The organism is Weizmannia acidilactici, from assembly GCF_008974185.1.
In the GTDB taxonomy this organism is placed as follows: domain Bacteria; phylum Bacillota; class Bacilli; order Bacillales; family Bacillaceae_C; genus Weizmannia; species Weizmannia acidilactici.
In genome coordinates, this window is record NZ_BKZP01000014.1 from 25,594 (window position 1) to 45,378 (window position 19,785).

Here is a 19,785-nt window from a genome sequence, read left to right on the forward strand (position 1 = left end):
TTAGATGAAATAATCATCAGATGATAAGGTTTACATGTTAAAAATTATAAGTATAATAGAAAGAAAAAACAATAGTTTTTTTATTTTTATTTGCTATTTTCTGTGATTACTGTTATTCATTAATATATGTTTCTTTCGGAATCCATGGATAGAGGAGAACTATATGGAATTTAAAAAGATCAAACCGGCAAAAATTTACGAGCAAGTGGCAAATGAAATTATAGAAATGATTCAAAAAGGGGAATTAAAACCGGGGGATAAACTGGACCCTGTCCCACTGCTGGCCGAAAAATTTTCCGTAGGCCGTTCTGCAATAAGGGAAGCGCTTATGTCGTTGAGGGCGCTTGGATATATTGAATTAAAACAGGGAGAAGGGACATTTGTCCGCAATTTTGATGCGAGCGGCATAACTTACCCAATCTCGCAAGCTGTGCTGATGGATAAAGAGGATGTTACCCACCTATTGGAAGTGAGGAAAATTTTAGAGGCTGGTATTGCAGCTATGGCGGCAGAAAAGCGTACGAGCTCCGATCTGGAAGAGATGCATCAGGCTTTAAAAGAGATGAAGAATGCAACGGGTAACGAAGAACTGGGGGAACAAGCGGATTTGGATTTTCACCTTGCCCTTGTCCGTGCAACCCGGAATCCTCTTCTTGCCCAGTTAATGAACCAGGTTTCTGATACGCTTGTTAAAGCGATGAAAGAGACCCGGAGAATTTTACTCTTTTCGAATCCATCGACGTTTGGTGCTTTGTTTGAACAGCACGCACTCATTTTGAGAGAGATTGAAACCCGGAATCCGGAAAAAGCAAGACATGCGATGCTGAGCCATCTGCAATTTGTGGAGAAGAATTTGGAAGATTACTTAGTTTGACCAAATGAAATTTATAAGTTGAGAATCGGATCGCCAAAAGTATACATGGGAAAAAAGCCGGCCGGGGTGTGCCGGCTTTAATCATGATCTGCATCAATATGAATATTCGGGTGTTCATCGAATATGATGGGTAGTGAAACAATATTTTTGAGGGGGTGTAAAAAATACTGTAATCCCTGTCCAGGGACCAAGGGGATGAGCTTTACTAGCATTCACCTGGATTTGATTGACGTGCACAAAAAGTGATTGAAAAGGGATGGTTTGAAAAGGGGCGATCGGATGGCCAAAACAGGAAAGGATGAGTTTGTAAGCGGATTTGTTCCGCACCATAATCATGGCTCTGTTGATTATACTTCGTTGGATGCGGGGCATGTGCACCAGTGTTTAGACGTTACTTCACCCCCCATTCAAACGCCGGACCAGAGCCATATCCATTACACAGAGGGATATGTGTTATTTGAAAATGGCCATACCCATTACTATCGGGCTTATTCCGGGCCGGCTATACCAGTAGGAAATGGAATGCATGTCCATTATTATGATTTTTACACAACTGAAGAAAATGGGCATCGCCACCGAATAAGGGGAGTTGACCAACCGGCTCCCGGCGATCGATAAATAAAATTTAGATCATGCAAGAAACCAACCAGATGCAGACAGGTTGGTTTCTTTTCTCTGTGAGCCGGGGAAAATGATATACAGAAAAGTATCACCAGCCCCGGCACTTTGCCATATATTACATATAGGCATTTATCACTTTCTGAAACTTTTTATCAAAAAAGAAAGCGAGGTGAGGCGGCAGTGGAGCATTTGTTATCCGCGTTAAGCGGTAAAATTAAAGAAAATGCCATTGATGCTTATATGGACAGCATGAAGCCGGCTGTCCGGGATCCGGTGTTTTTCAGCGTCGGGATGCCAAACTGCGGCATGATTCCAAAAAAGGCGCTGCAGCGGATCATGAATGAAATCTTTGATTCCGATCCTGCCCATTTATATGAGTATTGCAGCGCGAAAGGGTTCGGTCCGTTTTTGTCTGCGATTTCCGGCAATGAAAACATCCCTGAACCGTATATCATGGCAACGAACGGCAATACACAGGGGTTTGATCTCGTCTGCAGAATGCTTTTGGATGAGCAGGACGGCTTTGCGATGGAGGCGTATACGTATTCCATCGCGCTTTCGGCTGTACACCAGTACCGGCTCAAGGTAGTCGGTATCCCGCTTGAACAGGACGGCCTTGATATTGATTTTTTTGAAAAGGCTTTAAAAACAACCCGCATTAAAGCGCTCTATATCATTCCGAACGCACAGAACCCGACCGGGATTACCACATCTCTTGAAAAAAGAAAAAGGCTCATCGAACTCGCTTACCGGCACGGATTTTTGATCATTGAAGACGACCCTTACCGCGATCTGCTTTTTCATGAACGTTTCCCTTCTATATTTGAACTCGATCCCCTAAAAGAAAAAGTCATTTATTTGTACAGTTTTTCTAAAGTGATTGCGCCGGCAATGAGGACCGGATTTATTCTTGCGCACCCGGCTCTCCTTCAAAAACTTGAGCAGTTTAAGCAGGTCATGGATGCCTGCACTTCCCCGATCAACCAAATGCTTGCTGGAAAACTGGTTTCCTCTGGCAGTTGGCCGGCTATGCTCGAAAAGCAAAAACGTTTTTATGAGAAAAGAAAAGAGTGGACAAAACAGTTTTTGCAGCACATGAATGAAACGGAACAATGGGAAGGCATTGAACCTGCCGGCGGGTTGTTTTATTGGATGGATGTGAAAAAGGGGGATGTGTTGGAATGGATGGGAATAGCTGCAGAAGCCGGAGCTGTGTTTGTCCCGGGAAATGCATTTACGCTTGAGAACGGGCCGAACACGAAAATCCGTCTTTGCTTTGCCCATTGCAGCGATGAAGAAATGGGAAAAGGTTTTGTGCGCCTGGAAGAGAGTTTTAAAAAATGGAAGAACATGCGGGGCTCCCGTTAACGCAGTTTAAAAAAATAATGGTTGATCAGGTTTTTTACCCATTCTGCCGCGATCTGCGGATGGTATCTTTTTTCAAACCGCCATCCACGCACAAACACCGTATATTCCAGATCACTCCGCTTGTAAAACCGCATGTTTTTCCGGCCGGCTTCCCGTTTGACACGGTACAGATAGCGAGAGATTTGAAACAGCATTTGTTCGACGGCAAGGATGTATGGTTCCTTGAATTTTAACAAGCTCGCGCGAATGGCTTTTTGATCGCGCTCCAGTGTTTTTTTGGCAAGCGGTAGCAAGATAAACGCCTCGACCAGCCTTTCTTCTTCTTCTGTTAACACTTGTGGCATGTGGATCACCTATTTTTATTATACACAAACATACGTTCTAGTCAATCTGTTGTTTGGTTTCCGGACTCCGGCTTGTTATAATGGCGGTATTAAAATGAAAACGGGAAAAGGAAAATGGATGAGTGAATGACAGGGATGGGGATTTCGCCAAAGGTTGTTTGATCGGAATCCTGTTGTCGATTCCAATCTGGGCTTTTGTATGGTGGCTGTTGTTTAAGTTTTTTTGAAGCGCTTCCGAGAAGGGACGCTTTTTTTATCGGAAGGATCGTAAAGCTTTCGGAGTGTTTGGCGCGGGGAGGATTCAGGCATTGGTAAAAATATGACAGGCAATGATGCTGAAACAGGCATCAATCCAGCTGGGAGGAGGATTTCAATGAATGATCACAAAGACAAAAAAGGCGACTCGCTGGAACAACAGGAATAAAAGAGCCGGAAAGGGATCCAGGAAGAAAAGAAATAGGGCCGGGCTCCAGTTATTGGTGCCGGCCCCTTGCATTATTTTTCCATGTTGGTGACCATGTTGTGGACGTTTTGCCGTTCCGCTTGATCCACGTTGAGATAGTAAATGCCGTTAATGGTCGCATTTGTACCTTTTACTTCATAGTCTTTTGAATTTTGGCGGCAGTCGCGGTAGTTCATGGCGATATTTTTCATATCGTTAAATGTTAAGTTTGTTTTGATATTGTTTTGGATCGCAGCCAGGATTTCTTGATAGCGGGAAAAAGATTTGATGGTGGCTGCTTTGTTGATGACCGCCATAATGACATCGCGCTGGCGCTGGTTGCGGCCGAAATCCCCCTGAGGGTCCAGGTGGCGCATTCTGACGTAACCAAGCGCTTTTTTGCCGGTGTCGAGTATAATATACCCTTTTTTGTAATAGTATCCTTTTTTGTAATACCCTTCGTCATGCCAGCTGATCTTGTTGTAGACGGTGACGCCGCCGACAGCATCAACGAGGTCGGCCAGCCCTTCCATGTTGATCCGTATGTACTGGTCAAGATTTAAATTGGCGAATTGATTGACGGTGGCAAGCGCCATTTTCGGGCCGCCGTATGCATACGCGGCATTGATTTTGTCCATCGTTCCCCTGCCGACAATTTCGGTTCTCGTGTCACGCGGGATCGAAATCATCTGCATCGCTTTTTTCTGCGGATTTAATGTAAGGATAATAATCGTATCCGATCTGCCGACATCGTTCTTTCTTTCATCCACACCCAGCAAAAGAATGGATATTGGTTTTTGTGTTTTAATTTTTTGGGAACTTTCCTTTGATGGTGTGACAGATTTGTTGTCGTACATTTTGTCTGCGGCTTTTTGGACGGAATGGTAGACATAGTAGGCTGCTCCTCCGCCCCCAATGACAATGATCGCAATAAGTATCCCAAGTGTGATGAATATTTTCTTTTTCATTCTGCCTTCCCTTTTTCTTAATTTTTTGGTTTATTTGTAAAACAGAATACACCTAATCGTAATCTTACCATGTTCTTTCGCAAATGTTAACGGGATTTTTTAGTTTGTCCTTTGGCAGGCTTTTTATTTTGGTCTTCTATCATTTCAACTTTTTGCCGTAGCGTTTAGGGGGTACCGCCGATTTTCCCGCTGTTTCCGCTGATTCGGTTTTCAAAGGAGGAAAGCCGCAGAAGGCGACAAAATAGAGGAGCAAAGCCTTGCCACCTTATGAGGTGCCACCGATTTCGCTTTTAAAAAGAGAATAGGATTTTTAATTAAAAAAATATTGTAACTTTTCCTTGCGAGAATGCGGACGAACGGAAAAACACCCACTACAATAAAAATAAGTTCAACATGAATGGGGTTCAGTCATTTTCAAATGGAGGTAAAAGGTTGGAAAAGGTCAAAAGCGATAAGTATGAAAGAATTTTACAGGCAGCGATTGAAGTCATCTCGGAAAAAGGGATGGAAAAGGCATCTATATCCGACATTGTGAAAAGAGCGGAGGTGGCGCAGGGGACATTTTATTTATATTTCCGCTCAAAAAATGCGTTGATCCCGGCAATTGCGGAGAATTTGCTGGCTTATTCTTTTGGAAAAATCCAAAAAAAGACGCAGGGAAAATCGGATTTTTGGGATATCTTGCGGGTGATGATCGACGAAACGTTCGAGACGACAAACCGGTATAAAGACGTTATTGTACTTTGTTATTCCGGGCTGGCGTTCGAAAATTCGATGGAAACGTGGGAAGCGATTTATACCCCTTACTACCAATGGTTTAGAGAAATTTTAACGAAAGCGGTTGAAGCGGAACAAATCCTTCCGGTCAATGTCAAGTGGCATGCCGTCATGGTGATCAACTTAATGGAGAATGAGGCGGAAAGATTTTACATTGCGAAAGAAACCGGCAGCACGCCCGAAAAAACGAAACTGGAACTGTTCCAATTTTTTAAGCGTTCGCTCGGGATCCGCTCCTAACCGCTTATCCCCAAAAATGACTGATATTCATTCATAAAAACAAAAGGAGTGGGAAAATGCGAAATACGGTTGAAAAAACAAAGGGGCAGGAAATCCGGGATTATATGGAAAAGGTGCTGGATTTGATTGAAAAGCCCGAAGTCACGGCTGAGGAAGCAAAGTGGATTACGAATGAAACGGTAAACAGCTTTAAGGAGTACGTTAATCCGGGGTTTTTGGAATACCGGAAAACGGTCACCTTGGATACGCAATTTGCCGCGGTGGAATGGTCTGACGAGGGGGCATGCTTTAAAGATGTGAACGGGAATCAGTATATCGACTGCCTCGGTGGATTCGGCATTTACAATGTTGGGCACAGGCACCCGAAAGTCGTCAAAGCGGTTGAACACCAGCTTCAACGCCAGGCATTGCATAGCCAGGATTTACTTGATCCTCTCCGGGCGATGCTGGCAAAAATCCTTGCCGAGATCACGCCGGGCGACCTCAAATATTCATTTTTTACAAACAGCGGAACCGAGAGTGTCGAAGCGGCGCTGAAACTGGCAAAAATGCACAGCAACCGCACGACGTTTATTGCGGCGACACGGGCGTTCCACGGCAAAAGCCTCGGCTCGTTATCCGGCACGGCAAAAGGGATGTTCCGGAAGCCGTTCCTGCCGCTCGTTCCGGGATTCCGCCATGTGCCGTTCGGAGATATTGATATGATGCGGAAAACATTTGAAATTTGCGCGCTCGTCGGTGAAGATGTGGCGGCGGTGCTTTTGGAGCCGATTCAAGGGGAAGGCGGCATTATTCTCCCGCCGGAAGGCTATTTGCAGGAAGTGCGGGTGCTGTGCGATGAGTATGATGCGCTGCTTATTTTGGATGAAGTCCAAACCGGAATGGGGCGCACCGGAAAAATGTTTGCGGCGGAATTGTACGGTGTTGTGCCGGATATCCTCTGCCTTGCGAAAGCATTTGGCGGCGGGATTATGCCGGCGGGCGCAGTGGTGGCAAAAGAAAAGGTGTTTAAAAATTTTTTCGACAACCCGTTTATGCATACGACAACGTTTGGTGGCAATCCGCTTGCGTGTGCGGCTGCGATCGCGACGATCTCCGTATTACTTGAAGAAGACCTGCCCGCGCGTGCCGCCGAAGTGGGAGATTATTTCCTTGCCCGCCTGAAAGAAGCGGTAAAAGGGCATGAAGACAAAGTGCTTGAAATCCGCGGAAAAGGCCTGATGATTGGCATCGAATTCCAGAACGATGCGATCGGCTATAACTTTGCTAAAGGGATGTTTGATGAAGGCGTTTTGGTGGCCGGTACTTTGGTAAACTCCAAAACGATCCGCATTGAGCCGCCGCTGACGATCGCTGTGGAAGAAGTAAACCAAGTCGTTGCGACAGTTGAAAAAGTGCTCTCAAAACTGAAAGCCTGATCATACAAGGAGGAGAAGAAACATGCACTACCCGTTATCGCCGGATATACAGCCGGAATTTTGCAGTAATGGGACGTTCATGCGCCTGCCGTGTGAAGACCCAGATGCAAAACTTGCGGTCATTGGCCTGCCATTTGATACGGCAGCCTCTTATCGCACCGGAGCCCGTTTTGCCCCACAGGCAATCCGCCAAAGTTCCATGACATTGTTTCCGTATCATCCCGTATTCGGAAACTATCCATTTGAGGAAACCCATGCCATCGATGCTGGGGATGTCCCGGTGATTCCGCACAATATCGGGCGGAGCTATGCACTGATGGAAGAAAGGATTGGAAATTTAATGGAAAAGGGGATTATTCCGATCGGCCTCGGCGGCGACCATTCCGTCACCCTTGCCGGTTTGCGGGCTGCGGCAAAGCATTTCGGCCCGCTTGCGATGATCCATTTTGACGCCCATACCGATACTTGGGATACCTATTACGGGGAAAAGTACTGGCACGGTTCAACATTCATCCGTGCATACGAAGAAGGTTTGCTGCAGCCATCGAAAGTGTTTCAACTCGGGATACGGGGAACATTGAACCACCCTGGGGATGTAGAAGACAGCCGCCGGTTGGGGTTTCATGTCATCACAACGTCCGGGCTGGATACAAAAGGGTTCGGGGCGGTTTTGCAGGAAATGAAAACAGCGATCGGAGATACGCCTTGTTTTCTAACATTTGATATTGATTTTGTCGATCCTTCATGCGCGCCGGGAACGGGAACAATGGAGGCTGGTGGGTTCAGCAGTCGGGAAACGTTAAAAATGGTACGCGCTTTAAAAGGTTTTCATTTTGTTGGTTTTGATCTCGTAGAAGTATTGCCGCAGTATGACGCTGGGCAGATCACATCATTATTGGCAGCAACGCTTGTCCATGACTTTGCGGGGCTTGCGGCATTGAGGTTAAAAAGGGATGAACCTGTTTTTGAGAAAGCTTCCACGCCAGAGTAACCGTTTGTAAATTTTTTCGACAAAATAGATTTAAAATTTATATGTTAAATAATTTCACAAAAATATCGAAATCAAATGCCTGTTTTAATAAAATGAGCCCAAAAACAATCGTGTAATCCACGATCTCATTTAGGAGGAATGATACATGCAAAAACAAGCGGTCACCTTAAAACGTTCATTGGGCCTATGGCAAATTGTGCTGCTCGGTGTCGGCTATATGACCCCGATGGTTGTCTTTGATACTTTCGGCATTGCTTCCGAAATGACGCACGGGCACGTCCCGACCGCCTACATATTGGCTTTGGCCGCCATGCTTCTAACCGCTGTTAGTTATCAAAAAATGATACAAGTATTTCCAACCGCGGGTTCCGCCTACACATATACGCAGCGCACGATTAACTGCCACCTTGGTTTTTTGATCGGATGGGCCGCTTTGATGGATTATTTGTTTTTGCCAATGGTGAACGCTTTAATTTTTAAAATTTATTTGAGTGCTTTTTTCCCGGGCGTCCCTTCCTGGATGTGGATTGTGGGATTTGTGGCGTTCGTCACGGCACTCAATTTGCGCGATATAAATTTTACCGCAAATTTCAACATGTTTCTCGTCTTTTTTCAAATTGCGATTATCGCGATGTTTGTTGCGATTGCAGTCCGCGCGCTTCTTCACGGCATGGGGACGGGTGAAATCATCTCCATGAAGCCTTTTTATTCAGCCGGACTCGATTCCTCGTGGCTCATCGCGGGCGCGACGCTGATGTGCTTTTCTTATCTCGGTTTTGACGCGGTTGCGATGCTTTCGGAAGAAACCGCAAGTCCGAAAAAGACGATCCCAAAAGCCATTTTCCTTACGGCGTTGTTCGGCGGCATTTTATTTACGCTTGCCTCCTACTTTATCCAACTGGTTTTCCCGACTGTTGCCAGTTTTAAAGATCCGGAATCTTCCTCGCCGGAAATTGCCATGAAAATCGGCGGCACGATTGTACAGATGATTTTCCTGGCCGGTGGAATTGCCGGAACCGTTTCTTCAGGAGTATCCTCGCATGCGAGTGTCGCCCGGCTGCTTTATGCGATGGGGAGGGATAACATTCTGCCGAAAAACGTATTCGGTTATGTGCACCCGAAATTCCGGACGCCGTGGATCAATATTTTATTGGTCGGTTTTATTTCGCTGACCGCGATGTTCTTCAGCCTTGGAATGGCAACATCCTTTATCAATTTTGGTGCTCTGATCGCTTTTACGTTTGTTCATTTGTCCGTCATTGTGCACTATGTTTTCCGGCATAAAATGCACCGGAGCGCAAAAGGGTTTTTCTCATATGTGATCATGCCGCTGATCGGCGCCGCTTTTATCGGTGTGCTGTGGCTGAACCTGGAGCGCAACTCATTTTTGCTCGGCATCACATGGGCTGTGATCGGTTTTGCTTATCTCGTCTATATTACGAAAGGATTTAAAGTGAACCCGGCAGTGATCGATTTTTCCGCGCAGGAGGAGGTGCAGACACAGACGCTGTAAAAATGCAAAAGGCTTGTTTGCAGTTGATTCACAACACAAGATATGGATGATTAAAAAGCGGTGAAGTTCGCCGCTTTTCGTTTTGAAAATGGCTTTTTCAGTGGCAGGTTTTCTGGCGTGCTTATTATTTTTATTGGCAGAAAATTTTACAGAAAACTTGAGTTATACAGAATATTCAACAATCATAATATATAAATCAGTCTTTACTGGTTCTGCCAATACAAGAATGTGAGGTGACGGCAATGGAAGATATGTACAGCATTCTCGATGCAATCCGTCCAGGCATGACAGGGGGTGTGCTGGCGACTGTCATTCGTGTCGACGGCTCGGCTTATAAAAAGGAAGGGGCTGCCATGTTCTTCAAACCTGATGGCACCCGAATCGGTCTTTTGAGCGCAGGCTGCCTGGAAGAAGATTTGGCGGCAAGAATCGAAAACGGGTTTGGCCGGAAACCGGAAACGATCGTCTATGACATGCGCAGAGATGATGATCTGTCGTGGGGGACGGGTTCCGGATGCAACGGCGCTGTCCATGTATATGTGGAGCCGGTTGGCCGCCGCTATGCCGCGCATCTTCTCCGGCTCAAAACATTTTTGCAAAGTGGGACGGCTGTAACCGGGATCAAATTTCCGGATTCCGGTGCGTACCTGTTTGTCACAGAAGACGGGCACCGGTTCGGCAGTTATCAAGGCGAAATGGGATTTGTGCATTACCTGCCGGTAAAAAATGGAACGTTTTTCCTGCCTGTGATGCAAGAGGAAGTATATATTCATCATTATCGACCGAAACCGCGGTTCATTTTGTTCGGGGCCGGCAAGGATGCGGCTCCGCTCGCTGCCCTGGCTGCGAAGACCGGCTTTTCAGTCATTGTGTCAGATTGGCGGCCGGGTTTGTGCAGCCGGCAAAACTTTCCGGATGCAGAAGAATTGGTCGTCGGTTTTCCTTCTGAAGTTTTCGCAGAAAGCAGAATAACCATTGCGCCGAACGATTTCGTGATGATCATGACCCACCATTTTTCAAGGGACCAAGAAATTTTAACGCATGTGATGCAAACCAATCCGCGCTATCTTGGGGTGCTCGGATCTATGAAACGTACGAAGCGCCTGCTTGGAATGGAGAAACTCCCGCCTGGCATCCGGACGCCGGCAGGGCTCGCGATCGCAGCGGAGGGACCGGAAGAAATTGCCGTCAGCATCATTGCCGAATGCATCAAGCTAAAAAACGAGCCGGTAAGCGAGGAAGTGCTTTTATGAAAATCATCGGGATCTATCTTGCAGCCGGCAAAAGCAGTCGGATGGGGGAAAACAAGCTCTGTCTTCCGCTTAAAGGAAAACCGGCCGGCAGTCTGGCACTGCAGACAGCCGTCTCCTCAAAGCTTGACGATACGCTTGTCATTGTGAAGGAAGCCGGAAAAAATACATGGTTCAGCCCGGAATTGCTGGACAATCAGAAAAAATGGTCACTTGTTTATTGCTCCGATGCCGAAAAAGGGATGTCCCATTCGCTGAAATGCGGGGTGCAAAGGGCAGCGGAAATGGATGCGGAAGCGGTCGTCGTGATGCTTGCGGACCAGCCGTTTATCCGGACCGGCATGATCAACCATTTGATTGCCCGATTCCAAAAACGGTCTGCTGCAGAGGGGCAGATAGAATATATCGCTCCATGCTACAAAGGGAAGATCCTCCCGCCGTTGTTGCTCTCCAAATCTATTTTTCCAACTTTAATGAAGCTTAAAGGGGACCAGGGTGCGCGTGCCATTTTAAGGGGCGGTTCTCTGCACGGGATTTGTATCCATTACGATAACGGGCTGCCTTTTTATGATATGGATACGAAGGAAGATTATGAAAAAGCAAGGGGGTATGCCGATGGCCGGGCAGGATAAAATGGCTGCCGTGCCGCAAGCCGTATACAGGCCGGCATCCGTTGAAGAAGCATGGGCATTGAAACAGAAATTTGGCGGGGCTGCCGCGTTGATTGCTGGGGGGACGCTTTTGCAAATGAAGCGGGAGCAGGGGGCCGTATTCCCGCCCTGCCTCATCAGCCTGGAACACATTAAAGAATTGTACGATATCCATGTATCCGCACAAAACCTTGCGATCGGATCTTGCGTTAGGCTGTCCGATTTACGGAAAAATTCCTTAATAGAAAAAGATTGGCACATCCTTCATGAAGCAGTCCGGCGAGTTGCGGCACCGGCTGTCCGGAACCGGGCAACAATCGGCGGCAATGTCTGTTACATGTCAGGAGACACAATCCCGGCATTGCTCTCGCTCGGCGCGAAAGCTGTTTGGTTTGACGGGGATTACAAAACAGATGATTTACAAGTTTTTTTGCAGCAGGCGCCATTGCACCCGTCCTGTATTTTAACGGCCATCCTGCTGCCGGAACCGCCTGCTGTGGAAAAAAAGATTTGTTTTTATCAAAAAATCGGGCGGAGAGCGGCCTTTACCCCGTCTTTAACGGTTGTTTCCTTCTTTGCAGGGCTGACAAATGAAAACCGGGTGGAGCAAATTCGGATCGCTGCTGGCGGGGGTTCGAGTTTTCCAAAGCGGCTGACAGCATGCGAGCAGTTTTTAAAAGGAAAGGTTTTGGCAGAGGAAGTCATGGCCGTAGCGCATGAAAAAATCATGGAAGAATATGATCCGCTGCCGGATGCTTTTGCCACGGTGGATTACCGGAAAAAGGCGGCTTCCAATTTGATTGTTTCAACGTTTATCAGTTTTTTAAACGGAAAGGATGGTGCCGATGAAGCTGAAGCATGAAAAGCGGGGAATCGGGCCGGATGGCATTGCGAAAGTAACAGGTAGCCTTGCTTATTTAACGGATCTGTCATTTCCGGACATGCTGTACGGAAAAATATTGAGAAGTTTTTATCCGCATGCAAAAATTCTTTCAATTGATACGTCCCGCGCCGAAAAGTTGCCGGGGGTTGCGGCTGTCATTACTTATAAAGATGTGACGGGCTTGAACGGCTTCGGGATCGTCATGCCCGACCAGCCCGTTTTATGTGAAGACCGGGTCCGCTATGTCGGAGATGCGGTCGCGGCCGTTGCGGCAGAATCGGTTGAAATTGCAGAAAAAGCATTGGAGCGGATTGAAGTCGTTTATGAACCTCTCCCGGTAATCGACAGCCCGGCAAAAGCACTTGAGCCCGGTGCGCCGAAGCTGCATACGAAAGGGAACATCCTCCATCGTGCGGAAAATAAGCGGGGAGAAGTGAAGGAGGCTTTTGCGCGGTGTGCGGCTGTTGTTGAAGAAACGTACCATGTCCCGCGCCAGATGCATACGTATATGGAAACGGAAGGCGGGGTGGCCGTCCCGGAAGAAAACGGCGGAATTACGGTTTATTGCGGTTCCCAGCACGGCTACCGGGACCGCTTCCAACTGTCGCGGATCCTCGGGATGGATGAAGAAAAAATCCGCGTTGTGTCTAGTCCTATAGGCGGTTCTTTCGGCGGAAAAGATGAATTGCATATCCAGCCGTACGTGGCATTGTTGGCACTCGCTACGGGAAGGCCGGTAAAAATCCATCAAACAAGGAAAGAATCGGTCATTTCCAGTATTAAGCGACACCCTATGGAAATCAAAGTCAAAACCGGGGCGGATGAATACGGGAAGCTGCTTGCTTTCCAGGCGGTGATCATCGCAGATACCGGCGCATATGCTACGCTCGGGCCGGCTGTGCTCGATTTTGCCGTTGAACATGCCATCGGGCCGTATATCATCCCGAATGTAGATGTAACCGGAATGGCGGTATTTACGAATAACGGAGTATCCGGCGAGTTCCGCGGGTTCGGCGGCAACCAGGTCACATTTGCGCTGGAGGGGCAGATCGACCGCCTGGCCGATCAATTGCAGCTGGACCCGATTGAGTTCAGAAGGCGGAACCTCCGCCAAAAAAACGCCCCCGGCCCGTTAGGCCACCGGATCGCCGAAACAACCGGCGCTTCCGATGTGCTGGAAGCCATCGCGCAAAAAGTGGAGCTGAAAAAGATGGCCGTCCATTTTTACAATGAACGGCATAAGTGGAAAAAACGCGGGTTCGGCATGGCCATTACAATGCATGGCGGAGGGCTCGGATACGGGCGTTTGGACCCGGCCGGCGGGCGCCTTCGCCTTTCAAAAGAAGGAAAAATTGAAATTGCATTCGGTTTTGAAGAAGCCGGCCAGGGGATTTTAAGTGTCATCGAGAAAATCACTTGCAATTCGCTTGGCTGTTCAAAAAACGATTTATCGATTGTCATCGGGGACACCTCTTGTGCCCCATCATCCGGATCCACCACTGCCTCAAGGGGAACGAGCATGGTATGGCACGCCTTGCAGCGGATGAAGGGGGATTTTTGCAATAAATTGCTGGAAAAAGCGTCGGCAGCTGCCGGCATTCCTGCCTCCCAATTGCGGCTGGGAGAAGGCGGCGTTTTTTCCTCCGGCGGCATGGTACTTTCGTATGGCGAGCTGGCAGATCAAATCTCTGATATTGAATCGGTTGCCGTCACCGTGAAATTTGATTTTCCAACAACGCCGGATCAAGTGAACGCAGGGCATTTTTTGTATGCATTTTCCGGTGTTCTGGCCGAAGTGGAAGTGGACCTCTTGACAGGCATGGTAAAAGTGGTTGGCTTGGATCAGGCGATTGCGGCAGGCCCGGTCGTGGACGAAATCGGTTATACCGGCCAAATTGAAGGGGGCGGTGTAATGGCGCTCGGCTATACGCTGATGGAAGATGCCGCCATGAAAGAAGGCAGGTATTTGGCAGAAAACCTGGACCAATATTTTATCCCGACCATTGCGGACGTGCCTTTCCATATGGATGTGGAACCGATTGAAAAATTAGTGGATGGCGATCCTTACGGCCCGAGGGGAGTGGGGGAAATCGGTTCGGTTGCCGTTGCGCCGGCTGTCGCAAAAGCGATCCACCATGCAACCGGGTTTTGGGCAAACCGCCTGCCGGTTTCGCCGGAAGACATTTTGAAATTTGCCATGAAAGAAGGGGACGGGGCATGGAAAATGGAAAAACAGCCGCTAAAATCCAAGCTACGTTTGAACTGAACGGCCGGCAGCTTTCCCTTGAAGTTGATCCGGTTTTAAGACTTGTCGATCTGTTGCGCGACCAGCTGCATATGACAGGAACAAAAATTTCGTGCGGCATTGGTCGCTGCGGGGCTTGTTCGGTGCTCCTGGACGGGAAAGTAGTAAATGCCTGCCTGGTATTGGCTTATCAAATCGATGGGTCTCACATCACGACCATTGAAGGAATCCAAAAAGGCGGGGAGTTGGATCTGATTCAGCAATGTTTCCTGGAAGAAGGAGGCTTCCAGTGCGGCTACTGTACGCCCGGCATGATCATGGCGGCAAAAGCGCTCACCGATGAAAATCTATTCCCGGGTGACGAAGAAATCATAGAAGCACTGTCCGGAAACCTCTGCCGCTGCACCGGATACGGCGGGATACTCCGAGCCCTCTATCGGTTTAAAGCGGAAAAAGCGAAAGAAAGTTGACGGGGCAGCTCCGTTTCATTCCGGGCTGCCGTGTCTTTTGCCATCCGCTACCGCAGCCACCACAGTTCCGGCGGGTTTAATTCATATTCGCCGTTTTCCCTGTACATGTACTGGCACATGATCAGCTCCCGCCTTAATGTCGCGTAATCTTCATGAAATTCCTTTAAAATTTCATTGACTTTTTTCTCCGGATATATTTTTCCAAACTCGAATTTTTGGGCAATATGGGCAAGCACAACCAGCTTCTTCTTGCGCTGGGCCGGGAACGTTTTTAATTTTCCGCCGGCCGTAAAGAAATTTTTCAAAATGCTTGCGCGTTCTTCTTCGGATACGGACATTTCCATATTCGTGCTCCTTTCCCCCAATGATAAAATCGCCATCGCGCTGCTTTCCAAAATTTTGGTGTTGAGCGAGAAATAAATGGTGTTTTTATCGCGCCGCTCCTTGATCAGTCCGACATCCCGGAGTTTTGTGATATGGTGGGTGATGGTCGGCGGCTTCAGCCCGAGCTTTCCGGCAATTGCCTGGCCGTGCAGCTCACCCTTTTGCAGCAGGGCAATGATCCGGACGCGCGTTAAATCACCGAGTGCTTTATGAAATTCCACAATTTTATTGAGCTGCATGATGAGGACCTTTCTTTTTTAATTTATATCTAATTAGATAATAATCAAATTCCAATTTTAAATCAACCGTAAAAAAACCCGCCTTTCAAAAAGCGGGCTTTTACATGGCGTGTTTATGCGTTTCAGCCGTTTTGGCAAACATTGTGATGATCTTCCGGATTTTAACAACTTCCTCTTCTTTTAACCAGATAAAATAGCGGGGCGGCGGCAGGAGAATGGTAATATAGGAACCGGGCAGGGGGGTGAAAGAAATTTCTGCCTGTCCTCCGGCATATTAAAAAATACTTCGTGCACCCGAACAGTGAAGAAAATCAGGTACACGAAATTCATGAGGCAGTTGTCCATGATCTGGATCATACGGAATCAATTCATTTTATCAAGAAAATTTTCCCGGAAATGAAGGAAACGAAAAGCGGATTGGCTGCCCGTTTAGAAAATACCGTACTGGAGATCCGTTTTGATCGAAACATTTGCTGTAACTTCCAACCGGGCGCTTCCTTGGATAAAAAAGTGCAAATCGAAAATCTTTCGCTGGGAATATGAATGAACAAAATGATAAAAAAAGAAAACGCGGAGCAAACAAGGCTCGGCGTTTTTTCTTGCCTTTAACATGGGAAGCAACATCAGCGGAAAAGCAATTCTTATCGGCGAAAATTTTTCAAAAATCAGCGGCACGCCGGAAAAAATCGGTGGAAAATAACTCAAAATCAGCGGAACGGGTCACAACTGCGGCGGCTACATTCAAAGACTTATTTTTAGAAAATTCCCGCAGCAAACACGAATTTCGTAGTAAAATAAAAAAGAACAAGCTATCTTTCGAATGAAAGGGGAAAGAAACATGCAGAAAAAGCTGATTCCGTTTCAAGTGCTGGAAGTCTATGAGCAGGTGGAAGAAACGGTTCCGGAAGGCGTGCAACTGATTCATGCGCCCGATGTGTGGGAAAATGCTGGCTACGGGAAAGGCATTGTCATTGCGGTCATTGATACAGGTGTCGATAAAACGCATCCAGATTTAAAAGACCGGATTATAGGCGGGAAAGATTTTACGAATACAGGAGATTACCAGGATGATAACGGGCATGGGACACATGTGTGCGGAACGATTTTAGCTTCCAAAAATGCATACGGGGTCGTCGGGGTCGCACCTGGGGCAAAGGTGCTTGCTTTAAAGGCTTTAAATAAGGACGGGCAGGGGGAGTCGCAATGGATTAATGCGGCGCTCGATTATGCCATCAACTGGAAAGGGCCGAACGGTGAAAAAGTTTCCGCCATTTCCATGTCGCTCGGAGGTCCTGCCGATGAAAGAGAGCATGCCCTGATTCAAAAGGCTGTTCAAAATAATATATTGGTTGTTTGTGCAGCAGGCAACAGCGGGGACGGCCGCGACGATACCGATGAGATGGATTATCCCGGCGCTTATCCTGAAGTCGTAGAAGTCGGCGCGGTTGACCTGCAAAAGAATCTGGCCGATTTTTCCAATACGAATGCGGAAATTGACCTGGTCGCTCCCGGTGTTGGGATCCTTTCTACTTACCCCGGCGGCAAATACGCTAGACTCAGCGGCACGTCAATGGCGACGCCGCATGTGAGCGGGGCGGCTGCATTGGTGAAACAGATGGAAGAAAAAGCATTCGGCCGGGCGCTTACGGAAGCGGAGCTCTATGCGCAACTGTGCATTCATACAGAAAACCTGGGGTTGAACAAAAAAGCGCAGGGGAACGGGATGATCAATTTGTCGCGTCCGGAGCAAAATGCAAGAGGCAATGAAATTAAAATCACGGTAGAATCCGAAAGCCTTGGCCTCAAACCGCAGACGGTAACAGTGACATATTAACCGGCATGGGATTGAATCGAATTGGGCGCACAAAAAACCGGCTGCCTTATTGCAAGCTGCCGGTTTGTTCTTTTTTCGCTAATGATCAGTCCCCGCCGTAACCGGTGATTCGCGGTCAGGCATATGATGGAAAACTGTCCCCTTCTAGGAAATTTTACCGTTTCCAAGAAAAATTTTTTCGCCAATTTTAAACAAGTGCCAAAATGACTTTACAACGGTTAAAAAATGCACTATTCTAAATGAAAAATAAAGTTTGTATACTTTGTGAAATGGTTTTGCAGTAGAAATGGGGAAAACCGTATGATGACAAAGCGCCAAAAAGAGATTATAAAACTGTTGTCAATGGCCGGAGAACCGGTTACAGCCGATTGGATTGCAAAAGAAATCGGCGTCAGCGACCGTACTGTCCGCAGCGAAATGAAAGCGCTGCAATCAGAATGTGAAGCGGCAGGGGCAGTCCTTGAGTCGATGCGGGGAATTGGATACCGACTGAAAATCACCGATCAGGCAGCCTTTCAGACGGCGATGGGACAAACCGGAAATGACCCGCAAGAGAAAATACAAACGGATTTTTCCGACCAGTCGAACCGGGTGGCTTATATGCTCAGGCGCTTTTTGCTGGAAAAAGGCGCGATCAAGTTGGAAACTTTCGAGGACGAAATGTATGTGTCAAAATCAACGATTCAACATGATTTAAAAATGCTGCGCGGCATTTTGAAAAAATATGGGCTTGATTTGGTTAACCGCCCCCATTACGGGACGCAGATTGTCGGTGACGAATACAAAAAGAGGCTGTGCTTATCCAACCAGATTATGCGCAATCCGGATTTAAGCATGGACCGGGATGCCATCCAACTGCTCGATGAAGACTTGTATTCGAAAATCAAAGAAATCATCATCCAAAAAGTCAATGAATATAAAATCGAGATATCCGACATTTCGCTTGAAAACCTGGCCACCCATGTGACGATTGCCTGCAAGCGGATTGAAAAAGGGTTTTATATTGAAAAACTTGAGCATGAAATCCATAAAGAATATCCGTTTGAAAAATTTGTTGCCGGCGAAATTGTCCGCGAGGTGGAAAAACTGACGGGACTGCATTTTCCGGAACCTGAGATCGACTATATCATTGTCCACCTTGTTGGTACGAAGCTTTTAAATAAAAGAGAACTCGTGGAATACGGGGAATTTGATGAGGCCGGGCACATCGTCCGCCGCATGCTGGAGAGGCTGAAAGAGGAAATGGGCTGGGATTTCAGTGGTGACCATGAACTGATCCAGGCGCTGACGCTTCACATCCGGCCGGTGATGAATCGGCTCCGTTATCATATGAACATCCGCAATCCGCTTCTGCAACAGATCAAAATGAAATATCCGGTTGCATTTGAAGGCGCCGTCATTGCAAGCAAATGCATTGAAGATTATTTGCAGATGGAAGTCGGCGAGCATGAAATCGCCTATATCGCATTGCATATCGGTGTGGCGCTCGAGCGGATGAAAACAAAGGCCGGTAAAGCAAAAAAAGTACTCGTTGTCTGCGCATCCGGCGTCGGGAGTGCGAAACTGCTTTATTACCGGCTGCAGCGTTTATTTGAACATGAGATGGAAATTGTCGACACGATCCATTTTTATAAATTGAAAGACTATGACTTGTCTTTTATCGACCTTGTCATCAGCACGATTCCGATTCAAGAGGATCTCGGCGTACCGGTCCAGGTTGTCAATACGTTTTTGGAAGACGGTGACATTGAAAATATCAAACGGCAGCTCCATCCGGAAAAAACGGCATCAAAAGTTTATCTCGATCCTTCGCGGGTGTTCATCCATAAAGATTTTGAAGACAGGGAAAGTGCCATCCGGTTTTTATGCGGGGAGCTGAAAAAGCAGGAGCTTGTGCCGGAAAATTACGTAGATCTTGTGCTGGAAAGGGAAGCGGCGGCGCCGACAAGTTTCGGAAATTTGGTGGCCGTCCCCCATCCGATCAAACCGGTCACGGATGAAACATTTTGGACGGTTTGCACACTGAAACGCCCGATCGCCTGGTACGGCCGGCAAATGGTCCAGTTTGTCTGCCTTTTGAATATCCAAAAGAATCCAAAAGGTGGCCTCGACCAGATGTATCAGCATTTGATTTCCGTCATTGAAAACAAAAATACCGTCCAAAAAATCATCCAAAGCGATTCCGTTGAAGAAGTCATCGGCCTTTTAACCAAAACGTGAAAACCGCCGCAGAAAAGGACGGTTTTCACAAAAAAAGTAAGCGTTTCCGTTAGT

The 19,785-nt window shown here is 47.3% G+C and carries 18 protein-coding genes and 1 pseudogene; 15 read left to right on the forward strand and 4 right to left on the reverse strand.

What is annotated here, in order from left to right; genetic code table 11:
* The first annotated feature begins 163 nt into the window (after positions 1-163).
* The 3 genes from BpJC4_RS07770 to BpJC4_RS07780 all read left to right on the forward strand — a co-directional run bounded on the left by BpJC4_RS07770 (position 164) and on the right by BpJC4_RS07780 (position 2,863).
* Positions 164-874 (forward strand): FadR/GntR family transcriptional regulator, encoded by a 711-nt coding sequence (locus BpJC4_RS07770; protein ID WP_151680585.1) that lies wholly within the window; start codon positions 164-166, stop codon positions 872-874.
* 279 nt (positions 875-1,153) lie between these two features.
* Positions 1,154-1,492, forward strand: a complete 339-nt coding sequence (locus BpJC4_RS07775; protein WP_151697744.1) for a YmaF family protein — start codon at positions 1,154-1,156, stop codon at positions 1,490-1,492.
* Between the two features lie 183 nt (positions 1,493-1,675).
* Positions 1,676-2,863 carry an aminotransferase-like domain-containing protein gene (locus BpJC4_RS07780; protein ID WP_151680588.1) on the forward strand — a complete coding sequence of 396 codons (1,188 nt, stop codon included), beginning with the start codon at positions 1,676-1,678 and terminating at the stop codon, positions 2,861-2,863.
* Here the strand turns inward: BpJC4_RS07780 and BpJC4_RS07785 are convergent.
* A complete protein-coding gene (locus tag BpJC4_RS07785) occupies positions 2,860-3,207 on the reverse strand; it encodes a YhjD family protein (RefSeq protein ID WP_151680589.1) in 348 nt (115 codons plus the stop codon). The genes BpJC4_RS07780 and BpJC4_RS07785 overlap by 4 nt on opposite strands.
* Positions 3,208-3,702: 495 nt before the next feature.
* Positions 3,703-4,617, reverse strand: coding sequence for an LCP family glycopolymer transferase (locus BpJC4_RS07790; RefSeq protein WP_151697745.1), 915 nt, complete (start codon positions 4,615-4,617; stop codon positions 3,703-3,705).
* A gap of 432 nt (positions 4,618-5,049) precedes the next feature.
* Between BpJC4_RS07790 and BpJC4_RS07795 the strand changes: the two genes are divergently transcribed.
* From BpJC4_RS07795 to BpJC4_RS07835, 9 genes are all read left to right on the forward strand, one after another.
* Positions 5,050-5,634, forward strand: coding sequence for a TetR/AcrR family transcriptional regulator (locus BpJC4_RS07795; protein WP_253693633.1), 585 nt, complete (start codon positions 5,050-5,052; stop codon positions 5,632-5,634).
* A 56-nt stretch (positions 5,635-5,690) separates the two neighbouring features.
* Positions 5,691-7,052 (forward strand): putrescine aminotransferase, encoded by a 1,362-nt coding sequence (locus BpJC4_RS07800; RefSeq protein WP_151697746.1) that lies wholly within the window; start codon positions 5,691-5,693, stop codon positions 7,050-7,052.
* 22 nt (positions 7,053-7,074) lie between these two features.
* The gene (gene speB / locus BpJC4_RS07805; protein ID WP_151697747.1) at positions 7,075-8,043 is read left to right on the forward strand and encodes an agmatinase; all 969 of its coding nucleotides are present in this window, start codon (positions 7,075-7,077) and stop codon (positions 8,041-8,043) included.
* Between the two features lie 145 nt (positions 8,044-8,188).
* Positions 8,189-9,556, forward strand: coding sequence for an APC family permease (locus BpJC4_RS07810; RefSeq protein WP_151680594.1), 1,368 nt, complete (start codon positions 8,189-8,191; stop codon positions 9,554-9,556).
* Positions 9,557-9,798: 242 nt separating this feature from the next.
* Entirely contained in the window at positions 9,799-10,809 is a 1,011-nt protein-coding gene (locus tag BpJC4_RS07815; RefSeq protein ID WP_151680595.1) for an XdhC family protein, read from the forward strand.
* Positions 10,806-11,438, forward strand: a complete 633-nt coding sequence (locus BpJC4_RS07820; RefSeq protein ID WP_172967501.1) for a nucleotidyltransferase family protein — start codon at positions 10,806-10,808, stop codon at positions 11,436-11,438. The genes BpJC4_RS07815 and BpJC4_RS07820 overlap by 4 nt, the downstream gene beginning before the upstream one ends.
* Positions 11,422-12,318 carry an FAD binding domain-containing protein gene (locus BpJC4_RS07825; RefSeq protein ID WP_172967502.1) on the forward strand — a complete coding sequence of 299 codons (897 nt, stop codon included), beginning with the start codon at positions 11,422-11,424 and terminating at the stop codon, positions 12,316-12,318. Before BpJC4_RS07820 ends, BpJC4_RS07825 begins: the two co-directional genes overlap by 17 nt.
* Positions 12,302-14,605, forward strand: coding sequence for a xanthine dehydrogenase subunit D (gene pucD / locus BpJC4_RS07830; protein ID WP_151680598.1), 2,304 nt, complete (start codon positions 12,302-12,304; stop codon positions 14,603-14,605). Before BpJC4_RS07825 ends, pucD begins: the two co-directional genes overlap by 17 nt.
* Positions 14,557-15,054 (forward strand): (2Fe-2S)-binding protein, encoded by a 498-nt coding sequence (locus tag BpJC4_RS07835; RefSeq protein WP_151680599.1) that lies wholly within the window; start codon positions 14,557-14,559, stop codon positions 15,052-15,054. Before pucD ends, BpJC4_RS07835 begins: the two co-directional genes overlap by 49 nt.
* 47 nt (positions 15,055-15,101) lie before the next feature.
* Here the strand turns inward: BpJC4_RS07835 and BpJC4_RS07840 are convergent, their stop codons facing one another.
* Together BpJC4_RS07840 and BpJC4_RS17310 are read right to left on the reverse strand one after the other, a co-directional pair.
* A complete protein-coding gene (locus tag BpJC4_RS07840; protein WP_151680600.1) occupies positions 15,102-15,677 on the reverse strand; it encodes a DUF2087 domain-containing protein in 576 nt (191 codons plus the stop codon).
* A 100-nt stretch (positions 15,678-15,777) separates the two neighbouring features.
* Positions 15,778-15,933, reverse strand: a pseudogene (locus BpJC4_RS17310) (DUF3156 family protein); the annotation flags it as partial.
* Positions 15,934-16,216: 283 nt separating this feature from the next.
* Between BpJC4_RS17310 and BpJC4_RS07845 the strand changes: the two are divergent.
* The 3 genes from BpJC4_RS07845 (at position 16,217) to BpJC4_RS07855 (ending at position 19,731) form a co-directional block, all read left to right on the forward strand.
* Positions 16,217-16,501 carry a hypothetical protein gene (locus BpJC4_RS07845; protein ID WP_151697749.1) on the forward strand — a complete coding sequence of 95 codons (285 nt, stop codon included), beginning with the start codon at positions 16,217-16,219 and terminating at the stop codon, positions 16,499-16,501.
* A complete protein-coding gene (locus BpJC4_RS07850) occupies positions 16,498-17,511 on the forward strand; it encodes a S8 family peptidase (protein WP_216643710.1) in 1,014 nt (337 codons plus the stop codon). The genes BpJC4_RS07845 and BpJC4_RS07850 overlap by 4 nt, the downstream gene beginning before the upstream one ends.
* Positions 17,512-17,811: 300 nt before the next feature.
* The gene (locus tag BpJC4_RS07855) at positions 17,812-19,731 is read left to right on the forward strand and encodes a BglG family transcription antiterminator (protein ID WP_253693636.1); all 1,920 of its coding nucleotides are present in this window, start codon (positions 17,812-17,814) and stop codon (positions 19,729-19,731) included.
* Positions 19,732-19,785 lie beyond the last annotated feature (54 nt).

What these genes read in the sequence shown, in the direction of transcription:
- BpJC4_RS07770 (WP_151680585.1), top strand. Translation starts at nt 164, where the DNA reads ATGGAATTTAAAAAGATCAAACCGGCAAAAATTTACGAGCAAGTGGCA.
- BpJC4_RS07775 (WP_151697744.1), top strand. Translation starts at nt 1,154, where the DNA reads ATGGCCAAAACAGGAAAGGATGAGTTTGTAAGCGGATTTGTTCCGCAC.
- BpJC4_RS07785 (WP_151680589.1), bottom strand. Translation starts at nt 3,207, where the DNA reads ATGCCACAAGTGTTAACAGAAGAAGAAGAAAGGCTGGTCGAGGCGTTT.
- BpJC4_RS07790 (WP_151697745.1), bottom strand. Translation starts at nt 4,617, where the DNA reads ATGAAAAAGAAAATATTCATCACACTTGGGATACTTATTGCGATCATT.
- BpJC4_RS07800 (WP_151697746.1), top strand. Translation starts at nt 5,691, where the DNA reads ATGCGAAATACGGTTGAAAAAACAAAGGGGCAGGAAATCCGGGATTAT.
- speB (WP_151697747.1), top strand. Translation starts at nt 7,075, where the DNA reads ATGCACTACCCGTTATCGCCGGATATACAGCCGGAATTTTGCAGTAAT.
- BpJC4_RS07810 (WP_151680594.1), top strand. Translation starts at nt 8,189, where the DNA reads ATGCAAAAACAAGCGGTCACCTTAAAACGTTCATTGGGCCTATGGCAA.
- BpJC4_RS07815 (WP_151680595.1), top strand. Translation starts at nt 9,799, where the DNA reads ATGGAAGATATGTACAGCATTCTCGATGCAATCCGTCCAGGCATGACA.
- BpJC4_RS07820 (WP_172967501.1), top strand. Translation starts at nt 10,806, where the DNA reads ATGAAAATCATCGGGATCTATCTTGCAGCCGGCAAAAGCAGTCGGATG.
- BpJC4_RS07825 (WP_172967502.1), top strand. Translation starts at nt 11,422, where the DNA reads ATGGCCGGGCAGGATAAAATGGCTGCCGTGCCGCAAGCCGTATACAGG.
- pucD (WP_151680598.1), top strand. Translation starts at nt 12,302, where the DNA reads ATGAAGCTGAAGCATGAAAAGCGGGGAATCGGGCCGGATGGCATTGCG.
- BpJC4_RS07835 (WP_151680599.1), top strand. Translation starts at nt 14,557, where the DNA reads ATGGAAAATGGAAAAACAGCCGCTAAAATCCAAGCTACGTTTGAACTG.
- BpJC4_RS07840 (WP_151680600.1), bottom strand. Translation starts at nt 15,677, where the DNA reads ATGCAGCTCAATAAAATTGTGGAATTTCATAAAGCACTCGGTGATTTA.
- BpJC4_RS07845 (WP_151697749.1), top strand. Translation starts at nt 16,217, where the DNA reads ATGAATGAACAAAATGATAAAAAAAGAAAACGCGGAGCAAACAAGGCT.
- BpJC4_RS07850 (WP_216643710.1), top strand. Translation starts at nt 16,498, where the DNA reads ATGAAAGGGGAAAGAAACATGCAGAAAAAGCTGATTCCGTTTCAAGTG.
- BpJC4_RS07855 (WP_253693636.1), top strand. Translation starts at nt 17,812, where the DNA reads ATGATGACAAAGCGCCAAAAAGAGATTATAAAACTGTTGTCAATGGCC.